Source organism: Salmonella sp. 32082101201600294FB01SM01 (genome assembly GCF_017572865.1).
Taxonomy (GTDB): domain Bacteria; phylum Pseudomonadota; class Gammaproteobacteria; order Enterobacterales; family Enterobacteriaceae; genus Salmonella; species Salmonella enterica.
Map to the genome: position 1 here is coordinate 923,648 of NZ_JAGESB010000001.1, position 19,645 is coordinate 943,292.

The following is a 19,645-nucleotide window of genomic DNA, read 5'->3' on the forward strand; positions in this document are numbered from 1 at the left end:
AGATCATAACTCCGGGGTTAAATGAGCAAGAATTTGTTTTGCCTGAGTCGTCAGGCGATGACGAGAAAACATAAGCTGTAGGCGACCACCGCCTACCTGATGCCAGAGCACGGCTGCACGGATGCCTGCCAGTAGCGAAGCGCGGACTTTGGCCTGAACCTGCGGACTTTGCAGAACGGCCGGGGAGCCCGTCACCTGAATGCGCGGGCCCAATGGGCTAATCACATCCACGTAGATGCCCGCCATGGCGCTCATTAACGTGTCTGACTGTAAATCAAAATGATCAAGCTGGCGCTGCAGGCCGTTAATGCGATCGCCTAACGTATTCAATGCGCCTTTGGCGGATGACAGCTTGCGCTCCAGCACCATCAGGCTAAGCGTATAACGCGTCAGTTCGGCGTTAAGTCCTTGTCGGCTGCTGGCATTCAGCACGCCGAGCAGTGTTTCCAGACCAAGACGCAGGTTAGCTTCGCTGCCGCCGAACACGCCCAGAGTAGAACTGGGATTCATATCAATGACACTGTTGAGTGAAACGTGCAACGCGTCGGCATCACAGTGCCCCTGGTGCGCCAGTTGTTGCACCAGGCGTGCCGACTGGCAAATGCCAGACAGCGCGAGGGTGATGTCATAATAATTCTTTGCCACAATCACTGCTTCCTTGTATCAAATAAAATACACTTCATCTTTTAAGCCGCTTTGAGGCGACTTGAATGATGTTGTGTATTGAATAATCAGACCGTCAGCGGCAGTCGCTGCTCGATAATGCCGCCGCCCAGGCAGACTTCGCCGCTGTAAAAGACAGCGGACTGGCCCGGCGTAACGGCGGCAACCGGCTCGTCAAAAATGACCTCGATACGATCGTCATCCAGCGCGTTAATCGTGCACGGAATATCGGTCTGGCGGTAGCGGGTTTTTACCGTACAGCGCAGGGTGCCGGTGAACGGTTCGCGATCGACCCAATGTAGCTGCTGGGCGATGAGGCCTACCGACATCAGGCGTGGGTGCTCATGCCCCTGGGCGACAATTAACACATTGTTTTCAACGTCTTTATCCACCACATACCAGGGGTCTTCGCTACCGTCTTTGGTGCCGCCGATTCCCAGCCCTTTACGCTGACCGAGCGTATGATACATCAGACCCTGATGCTCGCCGATTTCATCGCCGTCAACGGTAATAATTTTCCCCGGCTGCGCAGGCAGATAGCGCCCTAAAAAGTCGCGGAACTTGCGCTCGCCGATAAAGCAGATACCGGTAGAATCTTTTTTCTTGGCGGTTACCAGCCCCAGATCTTCGGCGATTTTACGCACCTGCGGTTTTTCCAGCTCGCCAACCGGGAACAGACTTTGCGCAATCTGCTCATGGCCAAGCGTATAGAGGAAGTAGCTCTGATCTTTGTTGCCATCGAGCCCGCGCAACAACCGGCTTTTGCCGTTTACATCCGCGCGGCGAACGTAGTGACCGGTGGCGATATAGTCGGCGCCTAAATCTTCTGCGGCAAATTCAAGGAAGGCTTTAAATTTGATCTCTTTATTGCACAGAATATCCGGGTTCGGCGTACGGCCCGCTTTGTACTCTTCAAGGAACAGTTCAAAGACGTTATCCCAATATTCTGCGGCAAAATTGACGGTATGCAGTTCAATGCCAAGCTTGTCGCACACGGCCTGCGCGTCAGCCAGATCGGCTGCCGCGGTACAGTATTCCTCACCATCGTCCTCTTCCCAGTTCTTCATGAACAGGCCTTCTACCTGATAACCCTGTTGTTGCAACAGCCAGGCGGAAACGGAGGAATCGACACCGCCGGACATGCCGACGATCACTTTTTTTGGGTTTTCTGACATTGGAATACTCGCGACATTGAACTTCAAGGCGGCGTATTCTACCACGCAGCCCTTTACTTGACACCCTCTGTAAACGGCCAGTTAAATTCGCCCACTATAGATAAGGGGTAACATTGCCCCGTTTGATAACTGCGAATGCTTTCAGCCACCAGCGGAGAACGTAAATTCGGCGCGTTCAGAATCTCGTCGGCGCTCACCCAACGGCAGCAATCGATGTCATTGTCATGGGGGGCAGTCGCGCAAATATGATCAAGCTTGATAGCGAATAAAAAGCGCAGGAACGGGGTCTTATCCGGCGCAATCCACTGATGCATACGGATAAAATACTGTGGTTGCGCCGTGATGCCAGTCTCTTCCCACAGTTCACGCGCGGCGGCTTGCGCCAGCGTTTCATCTGCCTCCAGGTGTCCGGCAGGTTGATTCCATAACGATTTACCGTTGATGGTCTCTTCCACCACCAGAAATTTATCTTCGGCATGTACGATGCAGGCAACGGTCACGTGCGGCTTGAACATAGGCATCCTTATTAAAGCGGTTTATCAATGTGGTCATAGATCGCGTCAAGCTGTTTCAGACGCTCGTTATAAGCTTTTGTCAGGCAGGTGACGTCGGCCTTGCACTGCTGACGCTGTATAAGCCAGCTCTGCTGGGCGTCCTGCAGCACGCCGCGACTGCCCATCGCGAACAACCCTTTCAGAAACTGATATTTGGTGTGCATTTCCACGTCTTTATCATTCAGCGTCAGGTGCGCGCAGATAGCCTTTTCATCCGCAGCCTGCGCTTTCTGGCAGTCGAAGCTGGCCGCATTAACGGATAACGGTGTTAATAAAGCAAAAGCAATGAGAAGCCGTTTCATCTGTCTTTCTCCTGTGCGATCTCGCGCCACTGTCCATTATCGAGGCCGTTGAGCGTGTAGTCGCCCATGCTGTAACGAATTAATCGTAGAGTGGGATGACCGACATGCGCTGTCATGCGTCTTACCTGGCGGTTGCGGCCTTCATATAAGGTGACTTTTAGCCAACTGGTGGGAATATTCTTCCGCTCGCGAATCGGCGGGGTGCGCGGCCACAGCCAGTCAGGCTCCGCGACAATCTCAATACCGGCGGGCAGGGTAGGGCCATCGTTGAGCGTGACGCCAGTACGAAGCGCCTGTAGCGCTTCATTATCCGGGATGCCTTCTACCTGAACATAGTAAATCTTGCCGGTGCGCTTGCCCGGTTGCGTGAGGAGCGCCTGCAGCGCGCCGTCATTAGTCAGCACCAAAAGCCCTTCGCTGTCGCGGTCCAGGCGGCCTGCGGCATAAACGCCTTGCACAGGAATAAAATCTTTTAACGTGCGGCGACCTGCTTCATCCGTGAACTGCGGCAACACATCGTAAGGTTTATTGAACAAAACCACGCGTTTTGGCTGGTTTTCTTTCCGTGATTTAGATGCTTGTCGTGAGCTGAATCGCTTAACGTAGTGATTTCTAAAAGAAGTTTTTTGCATGGTGTTTTCAGAACTTATTAATTGCCGCATTATAGCGCAATAATGAGTGTCTTTCATGGCGGCAAACAATAGGGTAGTATTGACATGCTCATTACAAAACATTAACAAAAAATTGCTCTAACGCAGTCGTGCAGCAGGACGCCATTGCACATGCAGCGCGATGACAGACGAGCAAACCAGAAGCGCTCGAAGGAGAGGTGAATGGAAAGCAAAGTAGTTGTTCCGGTGGAAGGTAAGAAGATCACCCTGCAAAACGGCAAACTCAACGTTCCTGAGAATCCGATTATCCCGTTTATTGAAGGCGATGGTATCGGTGTTGATGTCACTCCAGCCATGCTTAAAGTGGTCGATGCCGCCGTCGAGAAAGCCTATAAAGGCGAGCGTAAAATTTCCTGGATGGAAATTTACACCGGAGAAAAATCCACACAGGTTTACGGCCAGGATGTCTGGCTTCCCGCTGAAACCCTTGATTTAATTCGTGATTACCGCGTAGCGATTAAAGGTCCGTTGACCACGCCGGTTGGCGGCGGTATCCGCTCTCTGAACGTTGCCCTGCGTCAGGAGCTTGACCTGTACGTTTGTCTGCGTCCCGTTCGTTACTATCAGGGCACGCCAAGTCCGGTGAAACATCCGGAGCTGACCGATATGGTCATCTTCCGTGAAAACTCTGAAGATATCTACGCCGGAATTGAATGGAAAGCTGACTCTGCAGACGCTGAGAAAGTGATCAAGTTCCTGCGCGAAGAGATGGGCGTGAAGAAAATTCGCTTCCCGGAGCACTGCGGTATCGGTATCAAACCGTGTTCTGAAGAAGGCACTAAACGTCTGGTTCGCGCGGCGATTGAATACGCTATTACTAACGATCGCGATTCCGTTACGCTGGTACATAAAGGCAATATCATGAAGTTCACCGAAGGCGCGTTTAAAGACTGGGGCTACCAGTTGGCGCGCGACGAGTTCGGCGGTGAGCTTATTGACGGCGGTCCGTGGCTGAAAATTAAGAACCCGAACACGGGTAAAGAGATCGTGGTTAAAGACGTTATCGCCGATGCGTTCCTGCAACAGATCCTGTTGCGTCCGGCGGAATACGACGTTATCGCCTGTATGAACCTGAACGGTGACTATATTTCCGATGCCCTGGCGGCTCAGGTTGGCGGTATCGGTATTGCACCGGGTGCGAATATCGGCGACGAATGCGCGTTGTTTGAAGCCACTCACGGGACTGCGCCGAAATATGCGGGCCAGGATAAAGTCAACCCAGGCTCCATTATTCTGTCTGCGGAGATGATGCTGCGTCATATGCAGTGGTTTGAAGCGGCGGATCTGATTGTTAAAGGTATGGAAGGCGCGATTGCCGCGAAGACCGTGACCTATGACTTCGAACGTCTGATGGAAGGCGCTAAGTTGCTGAAATGTTCAGAGTTTGGTGACGCGATCATCGCAAATATGTGATAACGATAATTGTTAAAAACTAAAACGGGGACTTAACGTTCCCGTTTTTATTATTAGCATTCGAACGGTTATCAAAATAATTTATCAAAACTCCCTCAATTCAGACCGCAATAGTAATCTATCCTTTACCCCGATCGTCATGGTAACCTGAGCCCCCCTGAAAGTTGATAGTTACCGGTTTTGATTGTAGTGGTTTTCTTTATGATGTGTGGTTTGGCTATTTTTTGAAAGTGCCTTATCAGATTTGTTGTTATTATCAGGATAATATTTCAATAAAAGGTGATAATTTATAGACTGCAATAGTGGGTAGATTAAGTATTTTATGAAATTATTAGTATGCTTTATTTGCACTTCTACAAGGCGGCTAAGAAGTGTTGAAATATCAGCCTGATAAAGAATACGTCAGCGAAAGTGAATACTATTAGTCGTAAAAATTCAGGAGACATATGCTCAAACCTATCTGCTATAGTGGAAGTGTAAAGGTTCCGCAATATCTGGAAACAGATAAGGAAAAAAATGTCGGACATACTCCTCTGTCTTCAGACATTCAGCAAGTTAAAAATGTTGTTGAAGATGTTCCGCCATTTCCAGAAAGCAGAGCGGCGAGAGGTTCTGTAAGCGCAGCGTACAGGCTTTCTTTTGACGAAGTGTTTTGCGGTCTCAGCAATGAAGAGCGTAAAAAGGTGTATGGTCGCCTTTTTGGAAAACAAGTACTTGCACATATTCATTCCAGGTGTCAGCGCGACGCTGACATAATAAGAGAAAAAGCGCTCAGGCGGATAAGCCGTGAGTGTGGTGCCGAAATAGATTCCACTCTTTTGCTAAATAAGATGGTGGATATTTTACAAAATGCCCGACTGACAATAAATTTTAATGCAGCCAAAATTGACTTTGTCTCTCTCTTAAAAAATAAAGAATATCTGAACTCTTATGCATTAGGTTGCAGACCTGGCGATTTACCTGCTTATAATGTCGGACGTGATTCAGTTGAAACTAAAGCATTTGAACTGGAGAAGCTTGCAGATTCACCTTATGCCCCATATGGTCAGACAGGCGGTTTTTCCGTAGCATATACTCCCAATAGTAGAACCTTTAGCCCTACAAGCAGACCAATTTATGCTGCACTGGACTTTCTGAACGGTAAAAATGGAGGTGCCAGCGCCTATGGGAAATCATTTTTTGAATTAAATGATAATGTAAAAACAAATTGTACATTCTCACCTTTTGATACCTACGGCCACAGATTTGGTCTGGATACGAGTAAATTATCTACATTTTGGCATATGGAGAACCTGATCGCATCCTGTCAAAATGATTTTTTTGGTTATAATTGCTTTAAGAGTTTGGTTAAAATGGCTAAGGGCGAAAAGTTTTTAGCTCACTCTAATTATGGTACAGGCTATGAAGGGAATTATATAGAGGCTCATATCCATGGTGATGTATGCTTATTTAGAGATATAAAACACGTTTATTTGTCTTTGCAAGAAAATTCTTACTCGAAAAGTCAACTATATGATTATGCAAAACAAATAAACCAGGCGCTTAATAGAGACTGCATAATATTATATTGACAAGCTTATTATCAGTTTCTTGAAAAGAGCTTTAAATGATCATGAGCGCATATTTCTTGAGGTAGGCAGTAACTGCTTTTATATTTATTAGCTTAGGACCGCTCTGGCAGATACCTGTGTGGCACTTCAGTATGGCCTGGCAAAATAGAGGAATATGGACCAGCAGAAGCGCCTGCTGGCTACTTTTCACTTAAATCGCTGGACTTCACCGGCGCTTCAGATGAAGCGACCTTCACAGTCATCAGGTGGCCTGCATTACCACAGGAGTGATTTACTGGCTATCGATATTCCTGTTCATATCAATGACAGTATTGCGCTCTTTCCCGTACATTCCTCTCCCGACCTGTCGCATGGTCCAGTACATGGCAGTCCTCTTCCACTTCGCTACGTCTAATTTTTTGTTTTTAAGTTGCTCTGTTTTATTACGCTGAATTTGTACCTCAAAACAATAATTTCAAATACTTATTTGAATATTTTTTTTATGATTTTTTCACGAAATGAGTAAAAAACAAAATGAAGAATGAGATACATAATTAATGCAATAAAAAAGGATATCACACCAATTGATGGTCCTGTTTTGTATACGAATAACATGCATAAAAATATAGCAAATAGATCAAGGGAAATGTTCGTGATGAAATCAGTAATTATTTTGAAAAAATTCTTCATATTGCCTCTTTAAACTATCTATCTTATTCGTCATTTTTAGGCCGGGCAGTGCTCGAAATTCTCACGTACAACGTATACGCTCCGGTTTCTGCGCGCTGCCCGGCCTTACACTGGCTCCAACAAGTACGCCCACTGGACCAGGTTCCTGGCGTCACATAACTTCACCTAGTTATCCAAAAAAGACTCAATAAATAAACATCTTGAGTACGAAAAATTACAGTGTCAGAGAATGAAATGGCGATTCGCTGTCTTCAGGCAGTGCTTTAGTACCTGGCACGTGTTCTTTCGCGCTATAATTTTTATCAATGTTTGTATCGCCTACTATTTTTTAAATGTCTGCTGTATTTCGTTCATCTTTTCAGCTGCTTTTTTACGCTGACTTTCAATGTCTTTTCTCGATTGTTCAACAAGTTGCTGTGCTTTTTCGGCTTCTTTTTTGGGGTCGAAAGGTTCTTTGGTCTCATATCCGGCAATAGAACCATCCTTATTTAAGGTCATTACCGCACGTGCTGTATTTTTAGCAGTAATGGTAATGTCATAGACGAATTCGCCATTATGAGCTATCTCTGCTCGTACAACGATATCGCTATCTTCCGTAACGGAAATGATGCCACTGGCGTTAGCGCGTTTAATTGTTTCCTTAATACGCTCTGGTATAATGCTGAAATTGATCGAGTCGAATTTGAATAAAGCTTCTTTTAGTGCTTCTTGTTTTTGCTCCTCTGTTATAGTGCCAAAGATGGTTAAGTTGACAGGCGAAGGTCCCCCCCAGTAGCCGTTGTTAAATTTAAACATCTCTACTTTAGCAGGGGTGTTAACGCTCTGTCGAATGAATGAATACCCGCCCTTAAAGAAACGGACTTCAATAATCGCAAGATTGGCTCCACCTTTTGCGTTGATATTGGCAATAGCTTTTTGCATTTCGGCTTTGTCGTAAAAGAACATTGATTGCTGGTGCTCTTTTTGCTGGATTTCTTGCATGTATTTTTCTTGATTTTTTTCAGCTTCCACCATGGCATCTTTATCGTTATCACAGGCGCTAATTAGAGTTGCTGCGATGAAGGTAATCGGAAGTAAGAGATTTTTATATGTAACATGTATTTTATTCATGTGAAGTATTTCCATTATTTATATAAAATAGATGCCTTAACTAGTCAAGGCTATCCTGGAAACATAGTAATAATACGTATGCATCTCTGCAGTAAGTTTTAGTCATGCTGGTTTTATTTCAGATTTTTACCTGTTACTTTTTGTTCGTAAATAGATATTTTACGTATTGATGATCAACTTAGAACCTATCCCAGTAGGCGTAATCGTTAAAGCCAGTTTGGCGAATAAAAGTGACCTTGGCCCAAATTCAGTAAGTGCTAAATCAGAGATCTTCGTCTTTCCGGAGACTTCGGATAAATTCAGCCGGAGTCATGTCATTTAATGATGAATGCGTTCTCTCATGATTGTATTCCCTGCGCCAGTTGCCGAGTTTTTCCTGCGCATCTTCCAGTGACAGGAACCAGTGATTGTTCAGGCATTCATCCCGCAGACTGCCGTTAAATGATTCAATAAACGGGCTATCTGTCGGCTTTCCGGAGCGCGAGAAGTCCATTGTGACGCCGTGTTCATACGCCCATTTATCCAGACTTTTTGAGATAAACTCGCTGCCGTTATCCGTCTGGATTCGTACCGGCAGCCGCTTATCCGGCACCCGCAGTGCCTCCATTATTCTGGCCACATCCTCGCCTTTTAACGATTTTCCGGCATGGATCGCCAGGCATTCCCGACTAAAATTATCCACTACAGTCAGCGCCCGAAAACGCCGCCCGTTAAACAGATTATCTGGCACAAAATCCATACTCCAGCACTGATCGACATGCGTCAGGACCAGGCGCTGCTGACGGCGTGCTGCACTGACATGTCTGCGGGGGCGTTTTCTGAGCAGATTCAGGCCTTCCGGACAATAAATCCGGTGGGTTTTCTTGTGGTTAACAGGCCATCCCTCCCGGCGCAACTGAATATGAATACGCGGGCAACCGTAGCGTATCCGGGTTTCCGCTATTTCCCGGATACGCAGGGTTATCGCCCGATCGTCACGACGGCTCTGCCAGTGGTAAACGGTTCTGCTCTGCATCAGCAACCAGCATCCCCGCCGGACGCTGATTCTCATCCTCCAGTTGCCGCAGACGCCGCAGCTCCGTCACGCCCGGCCCGGCAAATTTTTTCTTCCAGTTGTAAAATGTGGCTTCAGAAATTCCCATCTTTCTGCAGACTTCCCCGACGCGGGTGCCAGTTTCAGCCTGTTTCAGGGCAAATACAATTTGTTCTTCGGTATAACGGGTCTTTTTCATGACAATGCGCCTTTCTGTGAGATGGAAGAAAGCCCGGAAACTTCAGTTTAGACTGGTACTGTTTACAGGGGGAAGGTCAACAATAGGGTGACTAAATTGCCGGACACTTTACCTGGAGGGTACAGACAGATTACGCGGGTAGGATCACTACACCGGAAAAAGATTGCTAATTAATAAGATGTCGTCCATGATTCAGTTGGATGATAATGATTTATTCCCCACTCTTTGATCCTATAATAGTGATCTGATAGTTATCCAGAACGTTCTTGCAGAGGGCGGGTTTGTTAAATTACCGTCAATTTCTTAATGAGTTATGTCCTGCTTTGCTGAAAATGAAAACCAGTAGACAGACGACGGCGATCAATATGAGCCGGAAGTACCTGTGTTATTACCGTGGCAGGAATTCTGTAACTGATAAAACAGGTGTGCTTATTATCAGTGATGAAATTTTTATATATGTATCAATTGCTATTCACAAGTAATTTGAGTGTTTGTTGTGGTTGGTAACATTGTGTTGAAGTAAATCATGATAGACTGGATTTAGATGTGATGAGATATAATAAATTTGTGCTTTGTTAATTATTTTAAATGTACAGGAGAGTAGTATGTATATAAATAAGTTTGTGCCTGTTTATACATTATTAATTCTCATTTATTCTTTTAATGCCAGCGCTGAGTGGACAGGAGATAAAACGAACGCCTATTACTCAGACGAAGTTATCAGTGAATTACATGTTGGTCAGATAGATACTGGTCCTTATTTTTGCATAAAAACGGTTAAAGCTAACGGTAGTGGTACACCAGTTGTTGCATGTGCGGTATCAAAGCAGAGCATATGGGCACCCTCCTTTAAAGAACTTCTTGACCAGGCAAGATATTTTTATAGTACAGGGCAATCCGTAAGGATTCATGTTCAAAAAAATATCTGGACCTATCCGCTTTTTGTAAATGCCTTTTCAGCAAATGCTCTTGTGGGACTATCATCGTGCAGTGCGACACAATGCTTTGGACCCAAGTAAGAGGGGGGAAGAAATAATGAAAAAGTTAATACTCTTAACCTTATCTATAGTTAGCTTTAATAACTATGCAGTAGATTTTGTGTATCGTGTGGACTCAACCCCGCCGGACGTTATTTTTCGCGATGGGTTTTCACTACTTGGGTATAACCGTAACTTTCAGCAATTTATCAGTGGAAGGTCATGTAGTGGTGGAAGTAGTGACAGTCGCTATATTGCAACAACCTCAAGTGTTAATCAAACATATGCTATAGCCAGAGCGTACTATTCTCGCTCAACATTCAAAGGTAATTTATACAGATATCAGATTCGTGCAGATAATAATTTCTACAGCTTGCTCCCATCCATCACCTATCTGGAAACGCAAGGTGGTCACTTTAATGCTTATGAAAAAACGATGATGCGATTGCAAAGAGAGTATGTTTCCACATTATCTATTTTACCCGAGAATATTCAAAAGGCCGTGGCGCTTGTTTATGATAGCGCAACAGGTCTGGTAAAGGATGGTGTAAGCACAATGAATTCCAGTTATTTAGGTTTAAGCACTACGTCTAATCCTGGCGTGATACCTTTTCTTCCGGAACCGCAGACGTATACCCAACAACGAATTGATGCATTCGGCCCATTAATAAGTTCATGCTTTTCAATAGGTAGCGTATGTCAATCACATCGAGGGCAAAGAGCTGACGTATACAACATGTCTTTTTATGATGCAAGACCTGTAATAGAACTTATACTTTCTAAATAAATGAAACTTACCTATGTTGCCTATTAAATTAAACAGACCGTTTATTAGTGGTCTGGTTAATATTGTTTATTAAGTTGGCTATCCACTTAAGTTTATATACTTCAATAAGTTTTTTATCAGATTCATTGCATTATCAATCATAGCATTCAGGTACGTATTTTATTAATATTAGAAGGAGTCATTATGACTAAAGATGAAATCTTTGCATCTATCCTTAGTAGAGAAGGTGGTTACGTTGATCACCCTGACGACAGGGGGGGACCAACGCATTGGGGTATAACCCTGACGACGGCCCGGGCTAATGGCTATATGGGGGATATGCGGAATCTTACCCGTAATCAAGCATTAAAAATCCTTGAGGCAGATTATTGGTATGGTCCACGACTTGATCAGGTTGCCATTATCTCTCACTCTATCGCAGCTGAGCTTTGTGATACTGGTGTGAACATGGGACCCTCAATCCCGATTAAGTACTTCCAGCGTTGGCTTAATGTTTTTAATGATCAGCAAAAAATTTATCCGGATTTGATAGCAGATGGTCAGATTGGGCCACGGACGCTTTCGGCACTAACATTTTTTCTCTCTCACCGGAGAGATGAGGGCGAAATGATACTTATCCGGGCATTGAATTGTAGTCAGGGACAACGCTATCTGGAGTTAGCTGAAAAGCGCCAGGCGAATGAGTCATTTGTTTATGGATGGATAAAGGAACGGGTAAGGTTGTAATCCCCTTACTTACCACTATGGCGGTTTGTGATGATAGCATATAATGATATATTCACACAGAGAACTGGTGAAAGCCACTAAGTCTCATTATTACTATATTAAGGCGTTAGGTTTTTCTATAGTTCTTTGTGTGTTAAAAACGAGAAATTAATTATGTTGTATGGTATGAGAATGATAGTATTTCCAGCCAAATATTCTTACGGCTAAATACATTATTATCCTTTTCCATTTTGGCACGCCCAGAACTTTCATTCCATCCAGGAATATGAGATCGGACTCTTTTCTGTTACGTAATGGATAATGATACAGGTAGTCATGAATGATTGCCGCTTTGGCATATTCACCATCCGGTGGTAATAATGACCAGAAAATACGCGGAACAGTGGCAAGGTCGGTAACGAATCCTACCGGTACTTCAATGACATCATTTTTATCTTCACTGAGATAAAACCTGAATGGCTCATAAACACGCCATTTATAATGACCTAACATTTCCATAATTGCTGGACTGGTAAAACAACTCATAATTTTACCTTATAATAAATATATATTCTGCACCTTACGCTCAAAGTACATGTCGTCAACGCTATTTACTCATTAACAGCTTCGTGCCAAAAAGGCTACGGGATAATGATCAGAAGCGAGTTGTGGATTACGTAATGCTTCAACCCTTTGTGAATAAGGTGCTCGATCGACAATGACCCCATAATCTAAAATACCACCGCCAATTTGCGTGGGTTCTGTAGGTGCGAGTACGGCTACAACTCGTTCCAGATGCTCAGTCATCAGGTCATTTTCAAGTCTGTCTGGGCTGCGATTAAAATCCCCGGCAAGAAACCAGGATAAATGCCGCATCTGAGGTTGTCTAAAAAAATTAATGGTAACCCTGACAATAGCTGCAGCATCCGGACCTCCACTAGCCAGTGCGTGCGCTGTCAGAAAAACATCATTACCCAGTCCGATGCCAATGACGGGGCGAGATGCGACAGTTGTCGGACGCAAGACATAAACATTATCCGCTCTTTGTCTGGAAACTATTGCCAGATTAACACGGCGTGCTCCAACATCAATAGCCGAGTGGTAGATATATCTTATATCCTGACGGCTGGTGGTTCCGAGATTCCAGGTGTATTCATCAATGGGAATACCCACTCCAAAAGGCTGAATATGTCGTCCGGTAGGAACCGCTGAGGTGGGAACAGCACCGGCCTCCTGTACCATAAGAATATCCACACCGGCAGTACCACTTAAAAGCTGTCTGACATTGACATTCCATTTACTTTCTGTAGATGCTGAAGAGCCCTGAAGATTCCAGGTCATAACTTTGTAGTCACTGATATTAGCGCAGGCAAAAGAAATATAGCTGCAGATGATCATGGTCAGAAGGAAAAAAACAGGTTTTTTCATGATATCTACTCTCCCGATTATTACTTTTTTATCTGAATGATATATGTGTTCATAACCCATTGTTTCATGACGTTGATTTTATTCTGGCAATGCCTGACTTGTTTCTGGTTCTATGTCTTATGCAGATAGTAAGATACATAGCCTAACGTCAATAAAACTAAAATAGATGTCTATTACAGAGGTAAAATGATAGTTTATTCAGTACAATCAATTAATTATTGTTAATACCAAAGAAACAACTATAGATAAACAACTAACTGAATTTAAAACTACATTCACTTATCTCATTGTAACTGTATTGGGTTGATTTATATGCGGAAATAGAGATTCGATATCATTAGTACTTTATAAGTAAACATAAATTTTTAATTACCAGAATTATTATATCCCTGTGTGGAAGGTAACATTTCATCTATTCTCATTCTTGTAGTGACACAGTAAATTTGGTCACCTGATTAAAGGTGATATTCTCACCTCAACACAAAACAGGTGACTTAATGAACAAGAAAACCGGACAAATTAATGGATACATCTTGAACGACTACAATAGCGTCACACCTCACCATTATAACGGTGCACTGATGCCGGAAGAACCTGAGAACAGGTACCGTTTTTACTGTAAAACCGTGACCAATAGTGTCGATGCGCAGCAAAACGTATAATCCGTTGATAGGGCGTACAGGTGTGGCACTGGGCAAAACGTTCAGTGGCAAGGACTGGAGCTGGCGGCATTTGGCAAATAGAATGTTGACCATGCGATAAACGCCACTTCCGCTACATGTTCTGAGTGGTGGCGTTTGCGTTATATCGTCACAGACAGCGCCTCAGGGCGCTGTTTTCGATCGGATATGTCGCTTTCGCAGGAGGGGACGTTATTCGGCGACCAGCCACATATCAGCCTCTTCAAACATCTCTTCCAGCATACGGTGCAGCCGTTCTTTCTCGGTTTTTGTACAGTCACTGTTTAATGCGTTCGCCTGCATTGGCTTAACTTTCACTTGCGCATCGGGAAAAAGTTGATGTACACGTTTTGTGAGTTCATTGAGGATGATTTCGCGTGCGCCTGGCAAACCTTCAACATTTCGCTTGTCATAAACGAGTTCGACGAACATCGCCATTTCCTTTTTACTGGTTGGATGACCAGTATTTAAGCTGGGTATATAACTGGTGTCAAGGTTTAGCCGCCGTTTTGTCATCCTGACGTTGCGGGCGTAAAGTAAATTGACCGCACGTGGAAGTAAAGGTCGCTAACCTGTTGTCGTGTCATGAGGTTAGCGGCTCTCTCTTCACAGCGGTGTCCTGCTACCTGATGGTAAATTCCAGGGCACGACTAAAATCGCAATCGGCCAATACAACAGGGTCGCCTTTTCTGACAATAATGCTATTTGTGCCCAGGCATTTTCGGCTCTGTTTCCCCTTAATTTTGTTATCATCAGTGAGCCAGCGCTGGTTATCATTACCCGTGCATGAATAAAGAATGATTGGCGTGCCTTCTTTCGTACCCTGTCCTGCAGCATCCAGACATTTCTCACCCTGCATGATTCTGTCTCGGTGAAATGAGAAAAGCTGAGATTGCACATGCTTACACTCCCGCAGCGTCAAACGATTCTGTTGATCTGGGCCTGTATCAAGGCACAGACCATCAGTTGTCCGAATTTGTTCCGCGTCATTTATGTAATAACCACCGGAATTAATTTGGTTTTGTGTAATGACCGGGAACGACAAATTAATACTATAAGGTGCGGGTAAGCCGTTCGTCGTACATCCAGATAAAATAGAGGAGAGGCAGAGAACCAGTGTAGTTTTTCCTGAAAGCAAAGTCATTCAATTATTACCCTAAAAATAAATAGCGTTACAACTATATTGGCGATTTATACCCACTGAATATGACGTAGCATTGAGCGGCAATAGAGATAATTCCGATAGAATCACATAAATACTTCGGTTAAATGCGCGCAGCCAGCCACTCCTGTGACGATGGGTATATAGCGTTAAATACTTTTGCAATATTAGATGCTATCACAGTGAAAAACGGCTGTACATTTCTTCACGTTAAACAAAGTGAGAAGGGGGCTGACACCCGATATATGATAAGAGAGGTCACGGGAGTCATCAGCAAAATAAATCCTTTAGATTTTCGCCACTGAAAACATTCTGCAGCCTTTCAGGCAAAGCCTCATAGCAGACTGTGGAGGTATACGGGCTCGCTAAATTTTTCTGAAAAAATGCCGAGGGACGAATTATGAAAGATAAACGTTGGCGGCGGTAGGTCCGCGGAGGCCATTAATACGACAAAACTCAACGCGTATACCGGGGATAAGCGCTTCTGTTTCGTGTTGGCGACATGCTGAAATGTGGACCTGAACATCTTTGCGTCCATCGGAGGGGGTGATGAGACCTTTACCGCTCTTACAATCAAAGGTTTTGACAATTCCTGTCATTTTACGAGACAAATAAATTCCTTAATGGGGATAACGAGGCGCACTATACACGTCAGGATAAATAATGCCAGCTATATTTGATGGCAATCAAGATTTCCGGACGGCTAAAAGTAGTCGTTCGGCACCATTGTAGATAAAGAACATTATGTTCTGGAGAAAGTATTCCCTTTCCTGGCGTCATTGACTGGTGCGGACATCATGGGTTTTGCCGTCGGGCAGGATGGTGAACTAATCTGCCTGGCTTGCTTTTTATCGGTACTTGCAGGCGGCTGCGGGGTTTTACTACCAAAATCGTAGATAAAAATTTCCCATGATGCCTGTTGTAAACCAGGATAATGGCCTGAACTGGCCAAAACATGGAATGAAAAAATAAGTAATGACCAAAGTATAAAAGCATGATGTTTCATAACGCCTCCTGTTATACGCAATGACTTGTGAAGTTCATCTCCAGAATTATGGAACGTCATTGGCATTTTTTATTCAACGAAGAGTTAACCATTCTTAATAATAATGGGTTTTATAGAGAAATAGACTTTTTTATCGGGTTTTCAATATTTGCGTCCGTTATTATTTTTCTGGAATGTAAATTCTCTCTCAACACAGGTGATATTTATATTGTAATTGTGGTATTGATTCTATTCTTATAACAAGAAATGTTGTAACTGATAGATATATTAAAAAGGTTAAATCGGAGCGGGAATAAAGCGTGCTGAGCATCATAGTGAATATGGTTACGGCACCAGCGATGGCATATAACGGTATTTCGGCTGGAGCGTCAAGTGAGGGCTGTGAAGCACAATGAGATATGTTCTGGTTATATGGCGAGTTTGCTTACTGATATGTTTCTAGTCACGCGGCGTCAGTTCTCTTAGCATGGTTGTTGGATTTTTCTTTAAATATCAAAAGGTTATGTGGTGAATTTATTGTTCCATAGTGGCTAAACACTTTATAGTTTCTGTTAAATATATATGCGTGAGAAAAATTAGCATTCAAATCTATAAAAGTGAGATGACATTGTAGAACCGGTTACCTTAAGGAGCGATAGAGAACTTCGGTAGTAAAAATCTCTTTCAGGAAGTAAACGTATCAGGAGCGATAGTGGTGAATTATTCGTGGTTTTGTCGATTCGGCATAGTGGCGATAACTGAATGCCGGATCGGTACCGCAGGTGTTTAAACACACCGTAAATAATAAGTAGTATTAAGGAGTTGTTATGAAAAATATTATTTTATCCACTTTAGTTATTACTACAGGCGTTTTGGTTGTAAATGTTGCACAGGCCGATACTAACGCCTTTTCCGTGGGGTATGCACAAAGTAAAGTTCAGGATTTCAAAAATATCCGAGGGGTAAATGTGAAATATCGTTATGAGGATGACTCTCCGGTAAGTTTTATTTCCTCGCTAAGTTACTTATATGGAGACAGACAGGCTTCCGGGTCTGTTGAGCCTGAAGGTATTCATTACCATGACAAGTTTGAGGTGAAGTACGGCTCTTTTATGGTTGGGCCAGCCTATCGATTGTCTGACAATTTTTCGTTATACGCGCTGGCAGGTGTCGGCACGGTAAAGGCGACGTTTAAAGAACATTCCACTCAGGATGGCGATTCTTTTTCTAACAAAATTTCCTCAAGGAAAACGGGATTTGCCTGGGGCGCAGGTGTACAGATGAATCCGCTGGAGAATATCGTCGTCGATGTTGGGTATGAAGGAAGCAACATCTCCTCTACAAAAATAAACGGCTTCAACGTCGGGGTTGGATACCGTTTCTGAAAAGCATAAGCTATGCGGAAGGTTCGCCTTCCGCACCGCCAGTCAATAAAACAGGGCTTCTTTACCAGTGACACGTACCTGCCTGACTTTTCTCTCTTCGTCATACTCTCTTCGTCATAGTGACGCTGTACATAACATCTCACCAGCATAAGCACAGATAAAGGATTGTGGTAAGCAATCAAGGTTGCTCAGGTAGGTGATAAGCAGGAAGGACAATCTGGTGTAAATAACGCCAGATCTCACAAGATTCACTCTGAAAAATTTTCCTGGAATTAATCACAATGTCATCAAGATTTTGTGACCGCCTTCGCATATTGTACCTGCCGTTGAACGACTACTGAAAAGTAGCAAGGTATGTATCTTATCCAGGAGAGCACCTTTTTTGCGCCTGGCAGAAGTCCCCAGCCGCCACTAGCTCAGCTGGATAGAGCATCAACCTCCTAAGTTGATGGTGCGAGGTTCGAGGCCTCGGTGGCGGTCCAATGTGGTTATCGTATAATGTTATTACCTCAGTGTCAGGCTGATGATGTGGGTTCGACTCCCACTGACCACTTCAGTTTTGAATAAGTATTGTCCTGCAATACTGTTACAGAATAATTTCATTTATTACGTGACAAGATAGTCATTTATAAAAAATGCACAAAAATGTTATTGTCTTTTATTACTTGTGAGTTGTAGATTTTTCTTATGCGGTGAATCCCCCTTTGCGGCGGGGCGTCCAGTCAAATAGTTAATGTTCCTCGCGAGCCATATTGACTGTGGTATGGTTCACCGGGAGGCACCCGGCACCGCAATTTTTTATAAAATGAAATTCACACCCTATGGTTCAGAGCGGTGTTTTTCTACATCAGGTGGGCAAGCATAATGCAGGTTAACGTGAAAGATATGAGCAATAGCAGAAACCTGTGATTTCGTTTATGGCCTGGGGATTTAACCGCGCCAGAGCGTATGCAAGACCCTGGCGCGGTTGGCTGGTAATCGTTCAATAGTGCGAATATGAATGGTTACCAGCCGCTGTGAATTCTACCTGGGCCACTTAATAAAGCAAAACATTTAAACACTAAACAACGACAATTAAGACAGTTCGAACTTTTCTTTAAAAATAGGATTAGCCATGTTTAAAAGTGGTTACTAATTAGCCATTATTTTATTGTAGTGATTCACATATTTTTTAACGTTACGTTACAGGAAGGTTGAAGTGGAAATGCCTGATGAGCCTTCAGGCATTTCTGAAGGTTAGTTAGCTAAGGAACAGTTACTGAGAACAGGTTTATCATCACCTTCCACCAGTTCAGCCGTTTTGCCTTTGGTATAAAGTTTATAAGTATAATTTTTGTCTATGGCTTCGTAATTTGCTCCGGAGGCCATTTTCATTAACCGCATCGGGATCATCTCGTTTACCTGGCTGATAATCGCATAGGCGTTTCCAGCCTCAGTGTTGACGTAAATCACCTCCATAACCTGGTTATCATTACAGGTGTATATAGATTTAGAAATCTCCTGCGAAGCTGCTATAGAGGTGGTACTGGCGCTAAGCGCAGCGAGAAAGAGGGCAAATGGGATCAATTTACGTTTCATCATTAGTATCCTTTGTGCATAAAATTGTCGTTAATTCCCTGCAGAACGGGAGATAAAGCGGCATCAATACGATGAATGCTGTAGTATTCCTGTTTACTGACGAAAAGTGCGCCAGAAAAGCGTATTATAATTTATCCATCACTGACATAGGTGATGAGTAGACAAATCTTAAAATCATAAACTATAGGCTGCAAATCATTATGGCGCGATAGAAAATGATTGTCACCACTGCTCAATACTATGGCATAAAAACCGAAGAAAACGGTACTGTTCACTGTCTCGTTTCATACGGTATCTGTCAGTGAAACTATTTCTTCAAATGATGGTCTTTTTATTATCGATCAGATAATGACATCAACAGGGGTTATTCAGGAGTATATGTGAAAAAGTGGCTTATAGGAGGGATATTGATCGCAAGTTTTCTGACCGGTTGTCTGATGTGGCACAACATTGATAAATGGTTTAATAAAGATATCGAATTTTTCTACGCCGGAGACGATGACTAAAATTCCTGTCAGCTGGCAACGGGTGTCATATCTTCAGGTATGGCGCCCGGAGTAGCCGGGCGCAAATTGTAGATGTATAAATGTCATTTCAA

General features: G+C 43.8%; 22 protein-coding genes, 1 tRNA gene and 2 pseudogenes. 10 read left to right on the top strand and 15 right to left on the bottom strand.

Going from position 1 to position 19,645, the window contains the following annotated elements:
• Window positions 1-3: 3 nt before the first annotated feature.
• The 5 genes from hflD to rluE all read right to left on the bottom strand — a co-directional run bounded on the left by hflD (window position 4) and on the right by rluE (window position 3,356).
• On the bottom strand, window positions 4-645 hold the full coding sequence (gene hflD, locus J4645_RS04410) for a high frequency lysogenization protein HflD (RefSeq protein ID WP_001519653.1): 642 nt from the start codon (window positions 643-645) through the stop codon (window positions 4-6).
• An 86-nt stretch (window positions 646-731) separates the two neighbouring features.
• Window positions 732-1,838, bottom strand: a complete 1,107-nt coding sequence (gene mnmA / locus J4645_RS04415) for a tRNA 2-thiouridine(34) synthase MnmA (protein ID WP_001293799.1) — start codon at window positions 1,836-1,838, stop codon at window positions 732-734.
• A gap of 53 nt (window positions 1,839-1,891) precedes the next feature.
• Window positions 1,892-2,353 carry an NUDIX hydrolase gene (locus tag J4645_RS04420; protein ID WP_023214516.1) on the bottom strand — a complete coding sequence of 154 codons (462 nt, stop codon included), beginning with the start codon at window positions 2,351-2,353 and terminating at the stop codon, window positions 1,892-1,894.
• A gap of 11 nt (window positions 2,354-2,364) precedes the next feature.
• A complete protein-coding gene (locus tag J4645_RS04425) occupies window positions 2,365-2,694 on the bottom strand; it encodes a lysozyme inhibitor LprI family protein (protein WP_208208939.1) in 330 nt (109 codons plus the stop codon).
• Complete coding sequence (gene rluE, locus J4645_RS04430) at window positions 2,691-3,356, bottom strand: 23S rRNA pseudouridine(2457) synthase RluE (RefSeq protein WP_023214515.1); 666 nt, start codon at window positions 3,354-3,356, stop codon at window positions 2,691-2,693. Before rluE ends, J4645_RS04425 begins: the two co-directional genes overlap by 4 nt.
• Window positions 3,357-3,527: 171 nt before the next feature.
• On the opposite strand from rluE, the gene icd reads away from it, so the two are divergent.
• From icd to J4645_RS22160, 3 genes and pseudogenes are all read left to right on the top strand, one after another.
• The gene (gene icd / locus J4645_RS04435; protein WP_000444508.1) at window positions 3,528-4,778 is read left to right on the top strand and encodes an NADP-dependent isocitrate dehydrogenase; all 1,251 of its coding nucleotides are present in this window, start codon (window positions 3,528-3,530) and stop codon (window positions 4,776-4,778) included.
• 446 nt (window positions 4,779-5,224) lie between these two features.
• Window positions 5,225-6,349, top strand: coding sequence for a type III secretion system effector SopF (sopF, locus tag J4645_RS04440; RefSeq protein ID WP_023214514.1), 1,125 nt, complete (start codon window positions 5,225-5,227; stop codon window positions 6,347-6,349).
• Between the two features lie 189 nt (window positions 6,350-6,538).
• A pseudogene (locus J4645_RS22160) lies at window positions 6,539-6,619 on the top strand (tail fiber assembly protein); the annotation flags it as partial.
• Between the two features lie 192 nt (window positions 6,620-6,811).
• Here J4645_RS22160 and J4645_RS22380 read toward each other — a convergent pair.
• From J4645_RS22380 to J4645_RS04450, 3 genes and pseudogenes are all read right to left on the bottom strand, one after another.
• Complete coding sequence (locus tag J4645_RS22380; RefSeq protein ID WP_001628910.1) at window positions 6,812-7,018, bottom strand: hypothetical protein; 207 nt, start codon at window positions 7,016-7,018, stop codon at window positions 6,812-6,814.
• A gap of 321 nt (window positions 7,019-7,339) precedes the next feature.
• Window positions 7,340-8,128, bottom strand: a complete 789-nt coding sequence (locus J4645_RS04445; RefSeq protein ID WP_023214512.1) for a hypothetical protein — start codon at window positions 8,126-8,128, stop codon at window positions 7,340-7,342.
• A gap of 262 nt (window positions 8,129-8,390) precedes the next feature.
• Window positions 8,391-9,360, bottom strand: a pseudogene (locus J4645_RS04450) (IS3 family transposase).
• A 605-nt stretch (window positions 9,361-9,965) separates the two neighbouring features.
• Here J4645_RS04450 and pltB point away from each other — a divergent pair.
• From pltB to J4645_RS04465, 3 genes are all read left to right on the top strand, one after another.
• Window positions 9,966-10,379, top strand: coding sequence for a typhoid-like toxin S-CDT binding subunit PltB (gene pltB / locus J4645_RS04455; RefSeq protein ID WP_023214509.1), 414 nt, complete (start codon window positions 9,966-9,968; stop codon window positions 10,377-10,379).
• A gap of 16 nt (window positions 10,380-10,395) precedes the next feature.
• Window positions 10,396-11,124, top strand: a complete 729-nt coding sequence (gene pltA, locus J4645_RS04460) for a typhoid-like toxin S-CDT ADP-ribosylating subunit PltA (RefSeq protein ID WP_000733630.1) — start codon at window positions 10,396-10,398, stop codon at window positions 11,122-11,124.
• A gap of 183 nt (window positions 11,125-11,307) precedes the next feature.
• Window positions 11,308-11,850 (top strand): glycosyl hydrolase 108 family protein, encoded by a 543-nt coding sequence (locus J4645_RS04465; RefSeq protein WP_000158845.1) that lies wholly within the window; start codon window positions 11,308-11,310, stop codon window positions 11,848-11,850.
• Window positions 11,851-11,997: 147 nt separating this feature from the next.
• On the opposite strand, the gene J4645_RS04470 is transcribed toward J4645_RS04465, so the two are convergent.
• A complete protein-coding gene (locus tag J4645_RS04470; protein WP_001277616.1) occupies window positions 11,998-12,375 on the bottom strand; it encodes a DUF1353 domain-containing protein in 378 nt (125 codons plus the stop codon).
• Between the two features lie 72 nt (window positions 12,376-12,447).
• Window positions 12,448-13,257, bottom strand: coding sequence for a cytolethal distending toxin S-CDT (gene cdtB, locus J4645_RS04475; RefSeq protein WP_001529135.1), 810 nt, complete (start codon window positions 13,255-13,257; stop codon window positions 12,448-12,450).
• Between the two features lie 497 nt (window positions 13,258-13,754).
• On the opposite strand from cdtB, the gene J4645_RS04480 reads away from it, so the two are divergent.
• Complete coding sequence (locus J4645_RS04480; protein ID WP_023214508.1) at window positions 13,755-13,919, top strand: hypothetical protein; 165 nt, start codon at window positions 13,755-13,757, stop codon at window positions 13,917-13,919.
• A gap of 210 nt (window positions 13,920-14,129) precedes the next feature.
• On the opposite strand, the gene msgA is transcribed toward J4645_RS04480, so the two are convergent.
• From msgA to pagD, 4 genes are all read right to left on the bottom strand, one after another.
• Window positions 14,130-14,369: a virulence protein MsgA gene (msgA, locus tag J4645_RS04485; protein ID WP_000497451.1), complete on the bottom strand. Its 240-nt coding sequence runs from the start codon at window positions 14,367-14,369 to the stop codon at window positions 14,130-14,132.
• A 190-nt stretch (window positions 14,370-14,559) separates the two neighbouring features.
• Window positions 14,560-15,081 (bottom strand): RICIN domain-containing protein, encoded by a 522-nt coding sequence (locus tag J4645_RS04490; protein WP_024134268.1) that lies wholly within the window; start codon window positions 15,079-15,081, stop codon window positions 14,560-14,562.
• A gap of 416 nt (window positions 15,082-15,497) precedes the next feature.
• Window positions 15,498-15,710, bottom strand: a complete 213-nt coding sequence (gene cspF / locus J4645_RS04495; RefSeq protein ID WP_001537306.1) for a cold shock-like protein CspF — start codon at window positions 15,708-15,710, stop codon at window positions 15,498-15,500.
• Window positions 15,711-15,841: 131 nt separating this feature from the next.
• Window positions 15,842-16,105: a virulence protein PagD gene (gene pagD / locus J4645_RS04500; protein ID WP_001605721.1), complete on the bottom strand. Its 264-nt coding sequence runs from the start codon at window positions 16,103-16,105 to the stop codon at window positions 15,842-15,844.
• Window positions 16,106-16,911: 806 nt separating this feature from the next.
• Here pagD and pagC point away from each other — a divergent pair.
• On the top strand, window positions 16,912-17,469 hold the full coding sequence (gene pagC / locus J4645_RS04505) for a virulence membrane protein PagC (RefSeq protein ID WP_001529121.1): 558 nt from the start codon (window positions 16,912-16,914) through the stop codon (window positions 17,467-17,469).
• Between the two features lie 405 nt (window positions 17,470-17,874).
• Window positions 17,875-17,951: transfer RNA gene (locus tag J4645_RS04510), tRNA-Arg, on the top strand.
• Between the two features lie 754 nt (window positions 17,952-18,705).
• Here J4645_RS04510 and J4645_RS04515 read toward each other — a convergent pair.
• Window positions 18,706-19,050 carry a c-type lysozyme inhibitor gene (locus J4645_RS04515; protein ID WP_000977720.1) on the bottom strand — a complete coding sequence of 115 codons (345 nt, stop codon included), beginning with the start codon at window positions 19,048-19,050 and terminating at the stop codon, window positions 18,706-18,708.
• Window positions 19,051-19,427: 377 nt separating this feature from the next.
• Between J4645_RS04515 and J4645_RS22330 the strand changes: the two genes are divergently transcribed.
• Window positions 19,428-19,553, top strand: coding sequence for a hypothetical protein (locus J4645_RS22330; protein WP_000758944.1), 126 nt, complete (start codon window positions 19,428-19,430; stop codon window positions 19,551-19,553).
• Window positions 19,554-19,645: the final 92 nt, after the last annotated feature.

Coding starts and splice junctions, on each gene's coding strand:
- mnmA (WP_001293799.1), bottom strand. CDS start 1,838: ATGTCAGAAAACCCAAAAAAAGTGATCGTCGGCATGTCCGGCGGTGTC.
- J4645_RS04420 (WP_023214516.1), bottom strand. CDS start 2,353: ATGTTCAAGCCGCACGTGACCGTTGCCTGCATCGTACATGCCGAAGAT.
- J4645_RS04425 (WP_208208939.1), bottom strand. CDS start 2,694: ATGAAACGGCTTCTCATTGCTTTTGCTTTATTAACACCGTTATCCGTT.
- rluE (WP_023214515.1), bottom strand. CDS start 3,356: ATGCGGCAATTAATAAGTTCTGAAAACACCATGCAAAAAACTTCTTTT.
- icd (WP_000444508.1), top strand. CDS start 3,528: ATGGAAAGCAAAGTAGTTGTTCCGGTGGAAGGTAAGAAGATCACCCTG.
- sopF (WP_023214514.1), top strand. CDS start 5,225: ATGCTCAAACCTATCTGCTATAGTGGAAGTGTAAAGGTTCCGCAATAT.
- J4645_RS22380 (WP_001628910.1), bottom strand. CDS start 7,018: ATGAAGAATTTTTTCAAAATAATTACTGATTTCATCACGAACATTTCC.
- J4645_RS04445 (WP_023214512.1), bottom strand. CDS start 8,128: ATGAATAAAATACATGTTACATATAAAAATCTCTTACTTCCGATTACC.
- pltB (WP_023214509.1), top strand. CDS start 9,966: ATGTATATAAATAAGTTTGTGCCTGTTTATACATTATTAATTCTCATT.
- pltA (WP_000733630.1), top strand. CDS start 10,396: ATGAAAAAGTTAATACTCTTAACCTTATCTATAGTTAGCTTTAATAAC.
- J4645_RS04465 (WP_000158845.1), top strand. CDS start 11,308: ATGACTAAAGATGAAATCTTTGCATCTATCCTTAGTAGAGAAGGTGGT.
- J4645_RS04470 (WP_001277616.1), bottom strand. CDS start 12,375: ATGAGTTGTTTTACCAGTCCAGCAATTATGGAAATGTTAGGTCATTAT.
- cdtB (WP_001529135.1), bottom strand. CDS start 13,257: ATGAAAAAACCTGTTTTTTTCCTTCTGACCATGATCATCTGCAGCTAT.
- J4645_RS04480 (WP_023214508.1), top strand. CDS start 13,755: ATGAACAAGAAAACCGGACAAATTAATGGATACATCTTGAACGACTAC.
- msgA (WP_000497451.1), bottom strand. CDS start 14,369: ATGTTCGTCGAACTCGTTTATGACAAGCGAAATGTTGAAGGTTTGCCA.
- J4645_RS04490 (WP_024134268.1), bottom strand. CDS start 15,081: ATGACTTTGCTTTCAGGAAAAACTACACTGGTTCTCTGCCTCTCCTCT.
- pagD (WP_001605721.1), bottom strand. CDS start 16,105: ATGAAACATCATGCTTTTATACTTTGGTCATTACTTATTTTTTCATTC.
- pagC (WP_001529121.1), top strand. CDS start 16,912: ATGAAAAATATTATTTTATCCACTTTAGTTATTACTACAGGCGTTTTG.
- J4645_RS04515 (WP_000977720.1), bottom strand. CDS start 19,050: ATGATGAAACGTAAATTGATCCCATTTGCCCTCTTTCTCGCTGCGCTT.